Here is an 18,175-nt window from a genome sequence, read left to right on the forward strand (position 1 = left end):
CCTCTCTTTTTAATTAAAGATTACTTTATTATATAATAACTATTCTTCTCAATGTTTACATTCACATAGTTTTGAAGTTTCATGGTGTTTATTGATTTCTTTTGGACAACAAGAATCAATTGTTTTATTAATTATTTCTGCCAATGTATTAACTGTTAATAAAATAGTAGGAAGATACTCACACACACTTGTACAATTTGATACTTCTGTATTTAAATCAGCAGGTGGATTCAAACTATCACAAAGTATCTCTTGTAAAACGAGTGCAAAATTTGCAATCCCTGTTGTATAAATATAAGAACGGCCACCCGTTTCCAATGCGAGCCGCTCATATTCTTTTGTAATTTTATCTCTCTCAGCTAATGTTGGGAAACGATCAATATTTGACGGATCATCATTTGGCGTCCCCTGATAGGTATATACTTTAACATGTGCATTTTGAGCAGCAAAAATAGCTTCATTATTTTTTAGTACTGCTGCATTCGTTAATATTCCACCACCACCCTCCATTCCTTCATCACCAAGGACAAAAATAGCTCTACGTGCACCATCACGCCAATCAAAGTAGTGACTCACATCAATAACTGCACGACATAAATCTTCTTTATTACCAGCATGGTCAATTCCATCAATCTCTTTAAATGGCAATCTCGCTTGTAAGCTACTTTGACTAATACCAAGCCCAGTAAGGTAATTGCTTACCGTTTGATCAAACTTTGTATTGTCCCACGTTCCTTGTATTCCCAAAAATGTTGCTCTAAGTTGTGAAGGGCAGCTAGCTGAGGCCTTCTCAATAGCGATATCGATTTGTTGGCTAAGATCTGTCGATTCATCCGACATTGAACCACTAGTATCAATAATAATAACAATATCAAGTGCTATTGGACCGCTACCTGTTACTATCTGAGATAGATTACTCACATTCATCAAGGTAGAAGTTATATCTGAGGAAGCGAAACCATCTTTATTATTATCAAATTCAAAATTATTTTCAGTCATCATTATTTCCCTTTATATTTTATCATTCCTAATATCTATAGATATATAAAATTAAATTTAAATATATTATTTAACCAGCCTGTGATTAATACTGGAGTCATTATTATTACTTCATTTCTCACTTACAAGCCTCCTTAATTAATAGAAAGAACTTATCTTTTTTATTAGGTTGGAAATTAAATAAAAATTTGAAATAATTAATCAGTTTATTATTTGAATAATATAAAAAAATGTAGTTTTATGAGAAAACTGAAAGAAATAAAGGAGATGGGATATAAATAACTAATTACTATTTCTAGCCATTCAATAAAATAATTATAAAAAAACTGGCGCCTTTCGGACGCCAGTTTTTATCAAGCTACTATAGTGAAATCAGTAATTACTTCTGATTACCACTTGAAAAGCCTGCATTTAACAGTTCAGCCAAGTTCGCTGTTGCTTCATCTGCGCTGACTTGTGGAGCTTCCACTACATCATTCAGATGACGACGACGAATACGTTCCTGATGGTAAGCAAAACCTGTACCAGCTGGAATCAGACGTCCAACAATAACGTTCTCTTTCAGACCGCGCAGTTCATCACGTTTACCTGCTACCGCAGCTTCTGTCAGTACGCGAGTTGTTTCTTGGAACGATGCTGCTGAGATAAAGGATTCTGTTGCCAGAGATGCTTTAGTAATACCCAACAAGTCACGAGCATAATTTGCTGTGATTTTACCATCGAGCTCAAGTTTACGGTTCGCAACTTTCACACGTGAGTACTCAATCTGCTCACCTTCGAGGAATTCAGAACTTCCTGCATCCGCGATAGTGACTTTACGCAGCATCTGACGCACGATAACTTCAATGTGTTTATCGTTTATCTTAACGCCTTGTAAGCGGTAAACTTCCTGAACTTCGTTAGTGATGTAACGAGTAACAGCATGAACACCACGTAGACGTAGAATATCATGCGGAGACTCTGGACCATCGGAAACTACGTCACCGCGTTCAACGATCTCACCTTCAAACACGTTGAGCTGACGCCATTTAGGGATCATCTCTTCGTACGGCTCAGAACCATCTAATGGAGTGATAACCAGACGACGCTTACCTTTGGTCTCTTTACCGAACGAGATTATCCCGCTGATTTCAGCAAGGATAGCAGGCTCTTTCGGACGACGAGCTTCAAACAAGTCAGCAACACGTGGTAGACCACCCGTGATATCTTTAGTACCCACAGATTCCTGTGGAATACGCGCTAAAGTATCACCCGCTTTGATAGCGATGCCATCATCTAACTGAACAATTGCTTTACCCGGTAAGAAGTACTGAGTAGGCATGTCTGTGTTAGGAATAAGAACATCATTACCATTTGCATCGATAACACGCAATGCAGGACGTAAATCCTTACCACTTGCTGTACGCTCAGCGCTATCCAGAACAACGATTGACGACAGACCTGTTAATTCATCAGTCTGGCGAGTCATTGACTGGCCATCAAGCATGTCAGAGAAACGGATAATACCGGTAACTTCACTGACAACTGGCATTGTATGCGGATCCCAGTTAGCAACGGTCTCGCCGCCAGCAACTGACGCGCCATCACCTTTAGTAAGGTGCGCACCATAAGGCACTTTGTAACTCTCTTTAGTACGACCGAATTCATCAATCAGACGCAATTCTGTATTACGAGAAGTAATAACCAGTTTACCTTCAGAGTTTGTTACATATTTCGCATTAAATAACTTCAGAGTACCGCTATTACGTACTTGAATGCTAGATTCTGCTGCCGCACGAGATGCCGCACCACCGATATGGAACGTACGCATCGTCAGCTGTGTACCTGGTTCACCGATTGACTGCGCGGCGATAACACCGATAGCTTCACCTTTATTAATGATATGACCACGAGCAAGGTCACGACCATAACAGTGAGCACACACACCAAAGTCAGTTTCACAACTTACAACAGAACGTACTTTAACGCTGTCAACCGAATTAGCTTCTAACAGGTCACACAGTTTTTCATGAAGTAGTGTATTACGAGGTACTAAGATATCTGCAGTACCTGGATTCAGGATATCTTCTGCAGTTACACGACCAAGTACACGTTCACGCAATGGTTCTTTAACGTCGCCACCCTCGATAACCGGAGTCATCAGGATACCTTCGTGAGTACCACAGTCGTCTTCAGTAACTACCAAGTCTTGTGCAACGTCAACTAAACGACGTGTCAAGTAACCGGAGTTTGCTGTTTTCAATGCTGTATCCGCAAGACCTTTACGAGCACCATGCGTAGAGATAAAGTACTGAAGAACGTTCAGACCTTCACGGAAGTTCGCCGTGATTGGTGTTTCGATGATTGAGCCATCTGGCTTAGCCATCAGACCACGCATACCTGCTAGCTGACGAATCTGAGCTGCAGAACCACGAGCACCGGAGTCGGCCATCATAAAGATACTGTTGAAAGAAACTTGTTGTTCTTCAATGCCATCACGGTTGATAACACTTTCAGTAGACAAGTTTTCCATCATCGCTTTAGCAACACGTTCGTTTGCTGCTGCCCAGATATCGATAACTTTGTTATAACGTTCGCCGGCTGTAACCAAACCAGACTGGAATTGTTCCTGAATTTCAGCAACTTCCGCTTCTGCTTCTGCGATAATTCCTGCTTTTTTCTCAGGAATAACCATGTCATCGATACCAACTGATGCACCAGAACGCGCAGCATAAGCAAAACCGGTATACATGATTTGGTCAGCAAAAATAACAGTCGGTTTCATACCGAGTACGCGGTAACAGGTATTGAGCATTTTAGAAATAGCTTTCTTACCTAGCGCTTGGTTAACCAGCTCAAAAGGTAGACCTTTTGGTACGATCATCCATAAAATCGCACGACCAACTGTGGTATCAACTAAACCAGTGTTAATCGTAATGTTACCTTCTGTATCTTTAACTTCTTCAGTAATACGAACTTTAACGCGAGCATGCAATGATGCATGACCTGAACGGTAAACACGCTCAGCTTCTTTAGGACCGGCTAATACCATGCCCTCGCCCTTCGCGTTTACGCAGTCACGAGTCATGTAGTAAAGACCCAATACAACGTCCTGTGAAGGAACGATGATAGGCTCACCACTTGCCGGTGACAGAATATTGTTTGTTGACATCATCAACGCACGTGCTTCTAACTGAGCTTCCAAAGTTAGAGGAACGTGTACCGCCATTTGGTCACCATCGAAGTCGGCGTTGTATGCCGCACAAACCAATGGGTGCAATTGGATAGCTTTACCTTCGATCAAAATTGGTTCGAAAGCTTGGATACCCAGACGGTGAAGTGTTGGTGCACGGTTCAGCATAACTGGGTGTTCGCGGATAACTTCATCCAAGATATCCCAAACAACCGCTTCTTCGCGCTCAACCATTTTCTTCGCAGCTTTAATGGTTGTTGCCAGACCACGTAATTCTAATTTGCCATAGATAAATGGTTTGAATAACTCAAGTGCCATTTTCTTAGGCAGACCGCACTGATGCAGACGTAGGTATGGACCTACGGTGATAACAGAACGACCTGAATAGTCAACACGCTTACCAAGTAAGTTCTGACGGAAACGACCTTGTTTACCTTTGATCATATCGGCCAAAGATTTCAGAGGGCGCTTGTTAGAACCTGTAATTGCACGACCACGACGACCGTTATCTAACAGTGCATCAACCGCTTCTTGCAACATACGTTTTTCGTTACGTACGATGATATCTGGCGCAGCCAGATCCAGAAGACGTTTCAGACGGTTATTACGGTTGATTACGCGACGATATAGATCGTTCAGATCTGACGTTGCGAAACGACCACCATCCAAAGGAACTAATGGACGTAAATCAGGTGGTAATACTGGTAGAACGTTTAAGATCATCCACTCTGGTTTATTACCAGATAGAATAAATGCTTCCAGTAGTTTGATACGTTTAGTCAGCTTTTTACGCTTAGTTTCAGAGTTAGTTTCATTCAACTCTTCACGTAGCGTTTCACACTCGTTCTCAAGATCGAGGTTTTTCAGCAGGCCTTGGATTGCTTCCGCACCCATTTTCGCATCAAATTCGTCACCGAACTCTTCCAACGCATCTAAGTATTGCTCTTCTGTCAGAATCTGTGCGCGTTCAAGGCTAGTCATTCCGCCTTCAACAACAACATAAGATTCAAAATACAGAACACGTTCGATATCACGCAGTGGCATATCAAGCAGCAAACCGATACGGGATGGTAATGATTTTAAGAACCAAATATGTGCAGTCGGTGATGCAAGTTCAATATGACCCATGCGCTCACGACGGACTTTGGTCTGTGTGACTTCAACGCCACACTTCTCACAAATCACACCACGGTGTTTTAAACGTTTGTACTTACCGCACAGACATTCATAATCTTTTACTGGCCCGAAAATACGTGCACAGAAAAGGCCGTCACGCTCAGGTTTGAACGTACGGTAGTTAATCGTTTCTGGCTTTTTAACTTCACCAAATGACCATGAACGGATCATGTCAGGTGATGCCAGAGCAATTTTGATCGCATCAAACTCTTCGGTCTTGGTTTGCGCTTTCAGAAACTTAATTAAGTCTTTCACTAAATAGCTCCTGTCGGAGTTAGACCTGTCAGGTGAGTGGTCAAGCCACTCTCCCCAAATCCCACTGCTTACATGAGCCGGAAGGCTGATAAATCAGACCTTCCGGCGCAAAACGAATTACTCGTCTTCCAGCTCGATGTTAATACCTAGTGAGCGGATTTCTTTCAGTAATACGTTGAAAGATTCCGGCATACCAGGTTCCATCTGATGGCTGCCATCGACGATGTTTTTATACATCTTCGTACGGCCGTTAACGTCATCCGATTTAACTGTAAGCATTTCTTGAAGAGTATAGGCTGCACCATATGCTTCCAGTGCCCACACTTCCATCTCCCCGAAACGCTGACCACCGAACTGCGCTTTACCACCCAGCGGTTGCTGAGTAACCAAGCTATAAGAACCAGTTGAACGGGCATGCATTTTATCATCAACTAAGTGGTTCAATTTCAGCATGTACATGTAACCAACGGTGACCTGACGCTCAAATTTCTCGCCAGTACGACCATCAAACAGTGAAATCTGACCTGAAGTTGGCAATCCGCCCAGTTTCAGTAATTCTTTAATTTCTTTCTCTTTTGCACCATCAAACACTGGTGTTGCAATTGGCATACCTTTTTTCAGGTTCTCAGCCAAACGCATAACGTCTTCATCAGAGAAAGTATTCAAATCAACTTTCTGACGCGGATCATCACCAAGATCATAAGCTTTTTGGATAAATTCACGCAGTTTAGCAATATCTTCTTGCTGCTTAAGCATAGCATTGATTTTGTCACCAATACCTTTAGCAGCCATACCTAAGTGCGTTTCCAAAATCTGACCGATGTTCATACGTGATGGTACGCCCAGTGGGTTCAGAACGATGTCAACTGGGTTACCGTTTTCATCGTAAGGCATGTCTTCAACTGGGTTGATTTTTGAGATAACACCTTTGTTACCATGGCGACCCGCCATTTTATCACCCGGTTGGATCTGACGTTTAACAGCCAGATAAACCTTAACAATTTTCAGTACACCCGGAGCTAGATCATCACCTTGGGTGATCTTACGACGTTTCGCATCAAGTTTTTTCTCAAACTCAGATTTCAATTCGTCATATTGCTCAGCTAACTGCTCTAACTGGTTCTGCTTCTCTTCATCAGCTAGAGACAACTCTAACCAACGATCGCGAGGCAGTTTATCCAATTTTTCAGCTTCAATTCCACCGTTAATCAGTACAGAACGAATACGAGCAAACAGAGCGCCTTCAAAAATACGTAGCTCTTCTGTTAAGTCTTTCTTCGCATCACGTAACTGAGTTTCTTCGATTTCAAGCGCACGTTTATCTTTCTCTACGCCATCACGAGTGAAGACCTGTACGTCAATAATTGTACCGGAAACACCGTTTGGAACACGTAAAGAAGAATCTTTAACGTCAGACGCTTTTTCACCGAAGATAGCACGCAGTAATTTCTCTTCTGGCGTTAATTGAGTCTCACCTTTAGGTGTTACTTTACCAACCAGAATGTCACCGCCTTTCACTTCAGCACCGATATAAACGATACCGGATTCATCAAGTTTAGAAAGTGCAGCTTCACCAACGTTTGGAATATCAGCAGTAATTTCTTCAGGCCCCAATTTAGTGTCACGAGACACACAAGAGAGTTCCTGAATATGAATAGTTGTAAAACGATCTTCTTGAACAACACGCTCGGAAACTAAGATGGAGTCTTCGAAGTTATAACCATTCCATGGCATAAATGCCACGCGCATATTTTGACCAAGTGCTAATTCACCAAGGTCTGTTGAAGGACCATCAGCTAACACATCACCACGTTCAACAGGCTCACCTAAAGATACACAAGGCATCTGATTAATACAGGTGTTCTGGTTAGAACGGGTATATTTAGTCAGGTTATAAATGTCAATTCCAGCTTCGCCTGGATGCATTTCGTCTTCGTTAACTTTAATTACGATACGAGAAGCATCAACGTACTGAACAGAACCGCCACGAGTTGCAACAGCAGTAACACCGGAGTCAACCGCAACTGCACGTTCCATACCTGTACCGACTAATGGTTTGTCTGCACGTAAAGTAGGAACCGCTTGACGTTGCATGTTCGCACCCATCAATGCACGGTTAGCATCATCGTGTTCAAGGAATGGGATGAGTGACGCACCAACAGAGACGATCTGTTGAGTCGAAACGTCCATATATTCAACTTGTTCGCGGCTAAATAAACTTGATTCACCACGGTTACGACAAGTAATTAGTTCTTCGATAAAGCTACCATCTTCACCTAAAACGGTGTTTGCCTGAGCAATGATGAAGTTACCTTCTTCAATCGCAGACAGATAGTGAATTTCATCAGTAACAAGACCATCACGAACTAAACGATAAGGTGTTTCTAGGAAACCATATTCATTGGTCTGTGCATAAACAGATAATGAGTTAATCAGACCGATGTTCGGGCCTTCAGGGGTTTCGATAGGGCAAACACGACCATAGTGAGTTGGATGTACGTCACGAACTTCAAAGCCCGCACGTTCACGAGTCAAACCACCTGGGCCTAACGCAGAGATACGACGTTTGTGCGTAATTTCAGATAATGGGTTGTTCTGGTCCATAAATTGAGACAATTGGCTGGAACCAAAGAACTCTTTTACTGCCGCTGAAATTGGCTTCGCATTAATCATATCCTGTGGCATCAATGCATCGAGGTCGCCCAGAGAAAGACGCTCTTTCACTGCACGTTCAACACGAACCAGACCAACGCGGAACTGATTTTCTGCCATCTCACCGACTGAACGAATACGGCGGTTACCTAAGTGGTCAATATCATCCACTTCACCCCTACCGTTACGAATATCAATGAGTTTTCTCATTACTTCAATGATATCGTCTTTGCTTAGGATGCCTGAACCTTCAATCTCTTCACGATTTAGTGAACGATTGAATTTCATACGGCCCACAGCAGAAAGATCGTAACGGTCTTCAGAGAAGAACAAGTTTTCGAACAGATTTTCAGCTGCTTCACGTGTTGGTGGCTCACCAGGACGCATCATACGGTAGATTTCTACCAGCGCACCTAAGCGGTCGTTTGTTGGATCGACACGGACAGTTTCAGACATATATGCGCCGTGATCTAAGTCATTCGTAAACAATGTTTCAATTGTTTTATGACCTGATTGGCTCAGACGTGCCAACATATCCAATGAAAGTTCCATATTCGCTGCACAAATCAGCTCACCAGTACTTTCATCAATGTAATCTTTTGCAACCACTTTACCCGCGATATATTCAACAGGAACTTCAATGCTGTTGACTTCTTCTTTCTCGAGTAAGCGGATATGACGAGCAGTGATACGACGGCCTTTTTCAACATAAACTTTGCCGTTTGCTTCAATATCAAAAGAAGCAGTTTCACCGCGTAGACGCTCAGGAACCAGCGTCATCATCAATTTGTTATCACGAATTTGGAATACAGTTTTATCGAAGAACAAGTTCAAGATGTCTTCGGTACTGTAATTCATTGCACGCAGAATAATAGTCGCTGGTAATTTACGGCGACGGTCGATACGTACAAATAAATTATCTTTCGGGTCAAATTCGAAATCAAGCCATGAGCCACGGTAAGGGATGATACGTGCGTTATAAAGCACTTTACCTGAAGAGTGAGTCTTCCCTTTATCGCTATCAAAGAATACGCCTGGGCTACGGTGCAACTGAGAAACAATAACACGCTCAGTACCGTTGATAACAAAAGTTCCGTTTTCAGTCATGAGTGGAATTTCACCCATGTAAACTTCTTGTTCTTTGATATCTTTAACGGTGCCTTCCGGTGCTTCACGCTCATAAACGATGAGACGTAACTTCACACGCAGAGGTGCAGAATAAGTAATACCGCGAATTTGACATTCTTTAACATCAAAAACAGGCTCACCTAAACGATAGCTGACATATTGTAGTTCAGCATTACCACTGTAGCTCTGAATTGGAAACACAGAACGGAAAGCTGCTTCCAGCCCATTCTGGCCATCAGGATCTTGCTCGATAAACTTCTGGAACGAGTCAAGTTGGATAGAAAGGAGATAAGGTATGTCCAAAACTTGTGGACGTTTACCAAAATCCTTACGAATACGTTTTTTCTCGGTATAGGAGTAAACCATAGGTTTCCTCAGCTCGTTGATCAGTGACCCAAGTTGTTCTTCCTAAAATAGTCAGGACAGAACCGCAACGCGTTTTTTAGAAATGGAAAATGAATACTTTCCTGAATACTTATTACTATCACTCTTAAACCATTTCATTGCATTGCTTTTGCTACCGAGCTGCCCGAGCGGGTCGTAGCTAAGAAATACAGTATATTAAGTCGTCAATAGAAAGAAGTATTGGGGGGGTTGTTAACATCAAAATTGCGTGAAAAGCTGTTAACACCCATCACGCTTTACAGCGTAAAAAGGCTGGTGATTAAAAATCACCAGCCAACAACCTAATGAGTTAGGCTGCGAAGTCAAAGCTGAAATTATTTAATTTCAACTTCAGCGCCTGCTTCCACAAGAGCTTTCTTCAGAGTTTCAGCTTCATCTTTATTAGCGCCTTCTTTAATAGCCGCTGGTGCAGATTCAACTAAATCTTTAGCTTCTTTCAAGCCAAGGCCAGTTGCGCCGCGAACTGCTTTGATTACTGAAACTTTGTTAGGACCGACAGCGGTAAGCATAACATCGAATTCAGTTTTTTCTTCAGCAGCTTCAGCAGGACCCGCAGCAACAGCAACAGCTGCAGCAGCAGAAACGCCGAATTTTTCTTCCATCATAGTAATCAGTTCAACAACGTCCATTACAGACATTTCAGCAACTGCATCAAGGATTTGGTCTTTAGTGATAGACATAACAAGTGTTCCTAAAATTCAGAAATAGTTTATACGTTAACAAGCAACGAAGGAAAGGGCTTATGCAGCTTCTTTCTGATCGCGCAGAGCAGCCAGTGTGCGAACCAATTTGCCTGCAGAGGCTTCTTTCATGGTTGCCATCAGGCGTGCGATTGCTTCATCGTAAGTTGGGAGTGTTGCCAGACGATCAATATCTTGACCCTGGATTAACTCACCTTCAAAGGCCGCAGCTTTAATCTCAAATGCTGGATTCGCTTTCGCGAACTCTTTGAACAGACGAGCAGCAGCGCCCGGGTGTTCATTAGAGAAAGCAATCAAGGTTGGACCAACAAACGCGTCTTTCAGGACTTCATAAGAAGTACCTTGAACAGCTAGACGGATCAACGTGTTACGAACAACACGAATATAAACGCCAGCTTCGCGACCTGCTTTACGCAGTTCAGTCATTTTTGCTACAGTTACGCCGCGTGAATCAGCAACAACTGCAGAAAGCGCGCCTTTGGCTACTTCGCTGACTTCAGCAACAATCGCTTGTTTGTCTTGAAGATTTAGTGCCATTAGCTTCTTGCTCCTGGATTAACCGGGAAAACCCGGGGACTCACATCACTCATACACAACATTGTGTCTAAGCGTAAATCACGGTGAGCAGAAGTCAGAATAAAATTCTAGGTATCTCTGTCACCGTCTACGCAGGTAAGATTAAGTAGTAGTTATACACCTGAACTACACCTGCGGTCTTGGACGGGGTCTGGAAAAGGCCAGACTCCATACCGAATTTGTGGTTTGTTGAGTATATTACCCAAAGGCTCAAACACCCAACAAACTCAAGGCGTCAAATTTTATACAAATTTGACGCAAAGGTAAAGCTTAATAACCAAATAGCCTAAGAAGGCTCAGTTATTAAATTGTCGCTGACAGACCAGATTGGTCAACAGCAACACCTGCACCCATTGTAGTAGACAGGCTAACTTTCTTGATAAAAACACCTTTAGCAGAAGCTGGTTTTGCTTTTTTCAGCGCAATCAACAGTGACTCTAGGTTTTCTTTCAATTGGTTAGAATCGAAATCAACTTTACCGATAGTGGTATGGATGATTCCGTTTTTGTCATTACGGTAACGAACTTGACCTGCTTTAGCATTTTGAACAGCTTCAGCAACGTTAGGCGTTACAGTACCTACTTTCGGGTTTGGCATCAGACCACGTGGGCCTAGGATTTGACCTAATTGGCCAACAACGCGCATTGCATCAGGAGAAGCAATAACAACGTCAAAATCCATTTCGCCAGCTTTGATTTTATCAGCCAAATCTTCCATACCTACCAGTTCAGCACCTGCAGCTTTTGCAGCTTCAGCGTTTGCGCCTTGTGCAAATACAGCAACGCGAACAGAACGGCCAGTACCGTGTGGCAATACAGTCGCGCCACGAACGTTTTGGTCTGATTTACGAGCATCGATGCCTAGATTAACAGCAACATCAACGCTTTCTACGAATTTAGCAGTTGCTAATTCTTTCAGCAGTGAAAGGGCTTCATTGATGTCGTATTGTTTAGTAACATCAACTTTTTCACGGATATTGCGCATGCGCTTATTCAGTTTAGCCATTGATTAATCCTCCACTACCAGGCCCATGGAACGAGCAGTACCTTCAATTGAACGCATCATAGCGTCAACATCAGAACCAGTCATGTCCGCAGCTTTAGTTTCCGCAATTTCACGGATCTGAGCAGAGGTCACTTTACCTACTTTATCTTTATTCGGTTTGCCCGAACCAGATTTAACACCAGCTGCTTTTTTCAGCAATACTGCTGCAGGAGGAGTTTTAGTAATAAAAGTGAATGAACGGTCTGCATAAACAGTAATAACAACAGGAGTTGGTAGGCCTTTTTCTAGACCTTCTGTTTTTGCGTTAAACGCTTTACAGAATTCCATGATGTTAACACCTTGCTGACCCAATGCTGGACCAACAGGAGGGCTTGGGTTAGCCATACCAGCTGCAACTTGCAGCTTAACGTAGGCTTGGACTTTCTTAGCCATGAATATTTCCTCTAAATGGGTAGTAACGCCTTACTAAATAAGGCTCCCCGTTGCATTAACATGCCCCGCAAAATAATTTGCCAGGCATAAAATATTTTTTGCCAAATAAAAAACTAAGGCGCGAAATTATATTCAAATTTCACGCCCTTTGCAAGCCTGTTCTTTGGTCTTTTAATAACCAACTTATTTTTAAGCTGTTTTTTAGTGCTATGCTTTTTCTACTTGACCAAAATCCAGTTCGACTGGTGTAGCACGACCAAAAATAGAAACAGAGACTTTTAAGCGGCTTTTTTCGTAATCAATTTCTTCAACGACACCATTAAAGTCAGCAAACGGACCTTCACTAACACGAACCATTTCACCCGGCTCAAATAGTGTTTTAGGACGTGGTTTATCGCCCACTTGTTGTAAGCGATTCATAATCGCATCAACTTCTTTGTCGCTAATTGGCGCTGGACGATCTGATGTTCCGCCGATAAAGCCCATTACACGAGGGACACTGCGCACTAAGTGCCAAGAGTCATCATTCATGGTCATTTGGACTAAAACATAGCCTGGAAAGAATTTACGTTCACTCTTACGACGTTGGCCACCACGAATTTCAACAACTTCTTCAGTTGGGACCATAACTTCGCCAAAAGAGTCTTCCATGGCATGTAATTTGATGTATTCACGTAAAGACTGTGCTACGCGACCTTCAAAACCAGAGAATGCCTGAACGACATACCAGCGCTTTTTAGGTGAATCTGACATTTAGAATAACCTCAGGCTTGTAATAAATGAAACTAAACGCACTAGGATACCATCTAATCCCCACAGTATTAACGACATAACAGCCGTTACTGCAGCAACAATTAATGTAGTTTGTAATGTTTCCTGGCGAGTAGGCCAAATAACTTTTTTCATCTCAATGCGAGCTTCGCGCGCAAATGTCAGTGTTGCTTTACCCTTTGTTGTCCACAAAGCGATAGCACCAGCTGCAGCGACAACGGCGACAACGGCAAAAGCACGCAGCGCGAGATTATATTGACGGAAGTAGTAGTTACCCACTATCGCAATGATTAGTAAGCCACAGACAACCACCCATTTGAAGATGTCTGCACTGCGTCCATTTCCTTGAGCTTCGCTATTCGTACTCATAATTCAACCTGTTACCATGAAGTATGTATAAAGCCCGCTTGCCTTACAAAGGTAAAACAACCAGACCAAACCAATAGAATATGCCAACATATCCCTTAATTCACTACAGCTAAGCCTGCAAAATCTGAAAGGAATACGATAACAAATACCTACGAAGTAGAAACCATACCTCAAAAATAATAGCGGTAGGCATTATCTATTTCTTCGCAGAAAATTCAGCATGCTCAGTTAATTTTTGACTCGCCTATTATGAAATAAAATTTCTTTTCGTGGCAGCGGTAAAATATACCATATCTTCCGAGCAAAACCTTTATAAATCTCATATAACTGTACAAAGCAATAAGTACTGTTATTAATTCGTGATTTGAGAGCCTATCTCACCAATAATTATAACAATGATTGATGAGATAGGTTCTTAAATTTTACAACGTATAAAAAGGGCATCTATTTGATGCCCTTTTTACTAACGTAGTTCTTTCTTATTCAGAAAGAGCGATATTATGCAATAACTTTTGCAACAACACCGGCACCTACAGTACGACCACCTTCACGGATTGCGAAACGCAAACCATCATCCATCGCGATTGGGTGAATCAATGTCACGATCATGTTGATGTTGTCGCCTGGCATTACCATCTCTACGCCTTCTGGCAGTTCGATAGTACCGGTTACGTCAGTTGTACGGAAGTAGAACTGTGGACGGTAACCTTTGAAGAATGGAGTATGACGACCACCTTCATCTTTGCTCAGGATATACACTTCTGATTCGAATTGTGTATGTGGCTTGATTGAACCTGGTTTTGCCAGTACTTGTCCACGTTGAATTTCTTCACGTTTAGTACCACGCAGTAAAACACCCACGTTCTCACCAGCACGACCTTCGTCAAGCAGTTTACGGAACATTTCAACGCCAGTACAAGTTGTTTTAACTGTTGCTTGAATACCAACAATCTCAACTTCTTCACCAACTTTAACGATACCACGCTCAACACGGCCTGTTACTACTGTACCACGACCTGAGATTGAGAATACGTCTTCAATTGGCAGCAGGAATGGTTTGTCAATTGCACGCTCTGGTTCTGGGATATAGCTATCCAAGAAACCAGCTAGTTCAACAATTTTCGCTTCCCACTCTGGAACACCTTCCAGTGCTTTCAGTGCAGAACCACGGATAACTGGAGTGTCATCACCAGGGAAATCGTACTGAGAAAGAAGTTCACGAACTTCCATTTCAACGAGTTCTAACAGTTCTTCGTCGTCTACCATGTCACATTTGTTCAGGAACACGATGATGTAAGGAACACCAACTTGGCGACCTAACAGGATGTGTTCACGCGTTTGTGGCATTGGGCCATCAGTCGCAGCAACAACCAGAATTGCACCGTCCATCTGCGCAGCACCAGTGATCATGTTTTTAACATAGTCGGCGTGACCTGGGCAGTCTACGTGTGCGTAGTGACGAGCTGGAGTGTCATATTCTACGTGTGAAGTAGAGATAGTGATACCACGTGCTTTTTCTTCTGGTGCGTTATCGATTTGATCGAATGCACGAGCAGAACCGCCGTAAGTTTTTGCTAGAACAGTAGTGATAGCTGCTGTCAGAGTAGTTTTACCATGGTCAACGTGGCCGATTGTACCAACGTTAACGTGCGGTTTTGAACGTTCAAATTTTTCTTTAGACACGACTCTATTCCTTATGGAGTTCCCTCTTTACTATAAAGAAGGAACTTAAATTAAAGTAGTTAAATCGATAAAAATCGATTATCTAGCGTTACGAGCTTCGATTACAGCTTGTGCAACGTTGTTTGGCGCTTCACTGTACTTCAAGAACTCCATAGAGTATGAAGCACGACCTTGTGTCTGAGAACGCAGGTCAGTAGCATAACCGAACATTTCTGACAATGGTACTTGTGCACGGACGATTTTACCAGTAGCTAGGTCATCCATACCTTCAATAATACCACGACGACGGTTAAGGTCACCAATTACATCACCCATGTAGTCTTCTGGTGTTTCCACCTCAACTTTCATGATTGGCTCAAGCAGAACAGGTTTAGCTCTTTTGAAGCCTTCTTTAAATGCCAGCGATGCTGCCAATTTAAATGCCAATTCAGATGAGTCAACATCATGGTATGAACCGTAATGCAGACGAACACCCAATTTAACTACTGGGTAACCCGCTAACGGGCCTGATTTCAACTGCTCTTGGATACCTTTATCAACCGCAGGGATGAATTCTGTAGGAATTACACCACCTTTGATTTCATTGATGAACTCATAGTTCATCTCTGCACCGTCTTTGTCTTTCTTGTCCAGTGGGAAAATGTCAATTACGACATGACCGAACTGACCACGACCACCAGACTGTTTAGCGTGCTTACCTTCAACATCCTTCGCTTCGATCTGGATAGTTTCACGATAAGCAACCTGAGGTTTACCAACGTTCGCTTCAACTTTAAATTCACGACGCATACGGTCAACCAGAACGTCTAAGTGCAACTCACCCATACCTGCGATGATAGTCTGATTAGTTTCTTCATCACTAGATACACGGAAAGATGGATCTTCTTGAGCTAAACGGCCCAGAGCAATACCCATTCTTTCTTGGTCAGCTTTTGTTTTTGGTTCAATTGCTACAGAGATAACTGGCTCTGGGAATTCCATACGCTCCAGAATAATTGGCGCGTCAATTGAACACAGAGTATCACCTGTAGTGACATCTTTAAGACCAATTGCAGCCGCGATGTCACCAGCGCGAACTTCTTTGATCTCTTCACGTTTATTAGCGTGCATCTGAACGATACGACCAAAACGCTCTTTTCTTGATTTTACTGGGTTCAGTACAGTATCACCTGAATTAACAACACCGGAATACACACGGAAGAATGTCAGGTTACCAACGAACGGGTCAGTTGCAATCTTAAATGCTAAAGCAGAGAACGGCTCTTCATCACTAGCGTGACGTTCTGCCGGAGTATCTTTACCATCATCCAGAATACCGTTAATTGCCGATACATCTGTAGGTGCTGGTAAGAAATCAATTACTGCATCTAGCATCGCCTGAACACCTTTGTTCTTAAATGCAGAACCACAGGTAACCAGGATAATTTCGCTAGCAAGAACGCGTTGACGAAGAGCAGTTTTAATTTCAGCTTCAGTTAAATCTTCACCGCCCAGATATTTTTCCATCAGTTCTTCTGATGCTTCTGCTGCGGATTCAACTAAGTTGTTGTGCCATTCTTCTGCCAATTCTTGCATGTCAGCAGGGATTTCTTCGTATTCGAAGCTAATACCCTGATCTTCATCACTCCACCTGATCGCTTTCATTTTGATCAAGTCAACAACACCAGTAAACGCTTCTTCTGCGCCAACAGGTAATTGAATTGGAACTGCATTAGCAGCTAAACGTGTTTTTAATTGCTCAACAACACGTAAGTAGTTCGCACCCATACGGTCCATTTTATTAACGAACGCAATACGTGGAACTTTATATTTGTTAGCCTGACGCCATACTGTCTCAGACTGTGGCTGAACACCACCAACCGCACAGTAAACCATTACTGCGCCATCAAGCACACGCATAGAACGTTCAACTTCGATTGTGAAGTCAACGTGACCTGGGGTGTCGATGATGTTTACACGGTGTGGCTCATACTGTTTTGCCATACCAGACCAGAATGCAGTAGTCGCTGCAGATGTGATAGTAATACCACGCTCTTGCTCCTGCTCCATCCAGTCCATTGTTGCAGAACCTTCGTGAGTTTCACCAATTTTATGGTTTACACCTGTATAAAACAGAATACGTTCAGTCGTTGTCGTTTTACCGGCGTCGATGTGCGCACTGATACCGATATTACGATAACGTGCTATGGGCGTTTGACGGGCCATGTTTTCCTCTCTCGTGAGCGTTCAATTCATCATATAAAGGGCAGCAAATAGCTACCCTGAGATACACCACTAACCTTTGGAACTTACCAACGGTAGTGAGCGAACGCTTTGTTAGCTTCTGCCATACGGTGAACGTCTTCACGTTTCTTAACAGATGAACCTTTGTTCTCTGCAGCATCACCTAGTTCATTTGCTAGGCGAAGTGCCATTGACTTATCACCGCGTTTACGAGCAGCGTCAACGATCCAACGCATTGCCAGAGCATTACGACGAACCGGGCGAACTTCAACAGGAACCTGATAAGTTGAACCACCAACACGGCGAGATTTAACTTCCACAGTCGGACGCACGTTATCCAGTGCTAATTCGAATGCATCAAGCGCAGTCTTGCCAGAACGCTGAGCCAATGTCTCAAGTGCGTTATATACAATTGCTTCAGCAGTAGATTTCTTCCCGTCTACCATCAGGATATTTACAAATTTGGCCAGTAATTCTGATCCGAACTTAGGATCTGGCAGAATTTTACGTTGACCTATTACGCGACGACGTGGCATGGATATTACTCCGTTGTTAATTCAGGTTTGTCCAAAACTCTACGAGTTTATTTTGACATTAAGATTAAAAATGTTTGGCCTTACTTAACGGG

12 protein-coding genes are annotated in these 18,175 nt (G+C 42.7%); all 12 read right to left on the reverse strand.

What is annotated here, in order from left to right:
- Positions 1 to 48 precede the first annotated feature (48 nt).
- Positions 49 to 999, reverse strand: coding sequence for a VWA domain-containing protein (locus AAZR93_RS14795; RefSeq protein WP_434720426.1), 951 nt, complete (start codon positions 997 to 999; stop codon positions 49 to 51).
- Between the two features lie 379 nt (positions 1,000 to 1,378).
- A complete protein-coding gene (rpoC, locus tag AAZR93_RS14800; RefSeq protein WP_294104456.1) occupies positions 1,379 to 5,602 on the reverse strand; it encodes a DNA-directed RNA polymerase subunit beta' in 4,224 nt (1,407 codons plus the stop codon).
- A 117-nt stretch (positions 5,603 to 5,719) separates the two neighbouring features.
- Entirely contained in the window at positions 5,720 to 9,748 is a 4,029-nt protein-coding gene (gene rpoB, locus AAZR93_RS14805) for a DNA-directed RNA polymerase subunit beta (RefSeq protein WP_434720265.1), read from the reverse strand.
- A 353-nt stretch (positions 9,749 to 10,101) separates the two neighbouring features.
- Positions 10,102 to 10,467 (reverse strand): 50S ribosomal protein L7/L12, encoded by a 366-nt coding sequence (rplL, locus tag AAZR93_RS14810; protein ID WP_294104452.1) that lies wholly within the window; start codon positions 10,465 to 10,467, stop codon positions 10,102 to 10,104.
- A 60-nt stretch (positions 10,468 to 10,527) separates the two neighbouring features.
- The gene (gene rplJ, locus AAZR93_RS14815; protein ID WP_294104450.1) at positions 10,528 to 11,025 is read right to left on the reverse strand and encodes a 50S ribosomal protein L10; all 498 of its coding nucleotides are present in this window, start codon (positions 11,023 to 11,025) and stop codon (positions 10,528 to 10,530) included.
- Positions 11,026 to 11,367: 342 nt separating this feature from the next.
- Positions 11,368 to 12,069, reverse strand: coding sequence for a 50S ribosomal protein L1 (gene rplA, locus AAZR93_RS14820; RefSeq protein WP_294104448.1), 702 nt, complete (start codon positions 12,067 to 12,069; stop codon positions 11,368 to 11,370).
- A 3-nt stretch (positions 12,070 to 12,072) separates the two neighbouring features.
- Positions 12,073 to 12,501, reverse strand: a complete 429-nt coding sequence (gene rplK, locus AAZR93_RS14825; RefSeq protein WP_294104446.1) for a 50S ribosomal protein L11 — start codon at positions 12,499 to 12,501, stop codon at positions 12,073 to 12,075.
- Between the two features lie 207 nt (positions 12,502 to 12,708).
- The gene (gene nusG / locus AAZR93_RS14830) at positions 12,709 to 13,254 is read right to left on the reverse strand and encodes a transcription termination/antitermination protein NusG (RefSeq protein ID WP_294104444.1); all 546 of its coding nucleotides are present in this window, start codon (positions 13,252 to 13,254) and stop codon (positions 12,709 to 12,711) included.
- The gene (secE, locus tag AAZR93_RS14835; protein ID WP_294104442.1) at positions 13,255 to 13,641 is read right to left on the reverse strand and encodes a preprotein translocase subunit SecE; all 387 of its coding nucleotides are present in this window, start codon (positions 13,639 to 13,641) and stop codon (positions 13,255 to 13,257) included.
- Positions 13,642 to 14,139: 498 nt separating this feature from the next.
- Positions 14,140 to 15,324 carry an elongation factor Tu gene (tuf, locus tag AAZR93_RS14840; protein ID WP_294103340.1) on the reverse strand — a complete coding sequence of 395 codons (1,185 nt, stop codon included), beginning with the start codon at positions 15,322 to 15,324 and terminating at the stop codon, positions 14,140 to 14,142.
- A gap of 78 nt (positions 15,325 to 15,402) precedes the next feature.
- Positions 15,403 to 17,529: an elongation factor G gene (gene fusA, locus AAZR93_RS14845; RefSeq protein WP_294111159.1), complete on the reverse strand. Its 2,127-nt coding sequence runs from the start codon at positions 17,527 to 17,529 to the stop codon at positions 15,403 to 15,405.
- Between the two features lie 83 nt (positions 17,530 to 17,612).
- Positions 17,613 to 18,083 carry a 30S ribosomal protein S7 gene (gene rpsG / locus AAZR93_RS14850; RefSeq protein WP_294111157.1) on the reverse strand — a complete coding sequence of 157 codons (471 nt, stop codon included), beginning with the start codon at positions 18,081 to 18,083 and terminating at the stop codon, positions 17,613 to 17,615.
- Positions 18,084 to 18,175 lie beyond the last annotated feature (92 nt).

Source organism: Providencia sp. Je.9.19 (assembly GCF_051129765.1).
Taxonomy (GTDB): Bacteria; Pseudomonadota; Gammaproteobacteria; order Enterobacterales; family Enterobacteriaceae; genus Providencia.

Coding starts and splice junctions, on each gene's coding strand:
- fusA (WP_294111159.1), bottom strand. CDS start 17,529: ATGGCCCGTCAAACGCCCATAGCACGTTATCGTAATATCGGTATCAGT.
- rplJ (WP_294104450.1), bottom strand. CDS start 11,025: ATGGCACTAAATCTTCAAGACAAACAAGCGATTGTTGCTGAAGTCAGC.
- rplA (WP_294104448.1), bottom strand. CDS start 12,069: ATGGCTAAACTGAATAAGCGCATGCGCAATATCCGTGAAAAAGTTGAT.
- rplL (WP_294104452.1), bottom strand. CDS start 10,467: ATGTCTATCACTAAAGACCAAATCCTTGATGCAGTTGCTGAAATGTCT.
- rpsG (WP_294111157.1), bottom strand. CDS start 18,083: ATGCCACGTCGTCGCGTAATAGGTCAACGTAAAATTCTGCCAGATCCT.
- secE (WP_294104442.1), bottom strand. CDS start 13,641: ATGAGTACGAATAGCGAAGCTCAAGGAAATGGACGCAGTGCAGACATC.
- nusG (WP_294104444.1), bottom strand. CDS start 13,254: ATGTCAGATTCACCTAAAAAGCGCTGGTATGTCGTTCAGGCATTCTCT.
- rpoB (WP_434720265.1), bottom strand. CDS start 9,748: ATGGTTTACTCCTATACCGAGAAAAAACGTATTCGTAAGGATTTTGGT.
- AAZR93_RS14795 (WP_434720426.1), bottom strand. CDS start 999: ATGACTGAAAATAATTTTGAATTTGATAATAATAAAGATGGTTTCGCT.
- rplK (WP_294104446.1), bottom strand. CDS start 12,501: ATGGCTAAGAAAGTCCAAGCCTACGTTAAGCTGCAAGTTGCAGCTGGT.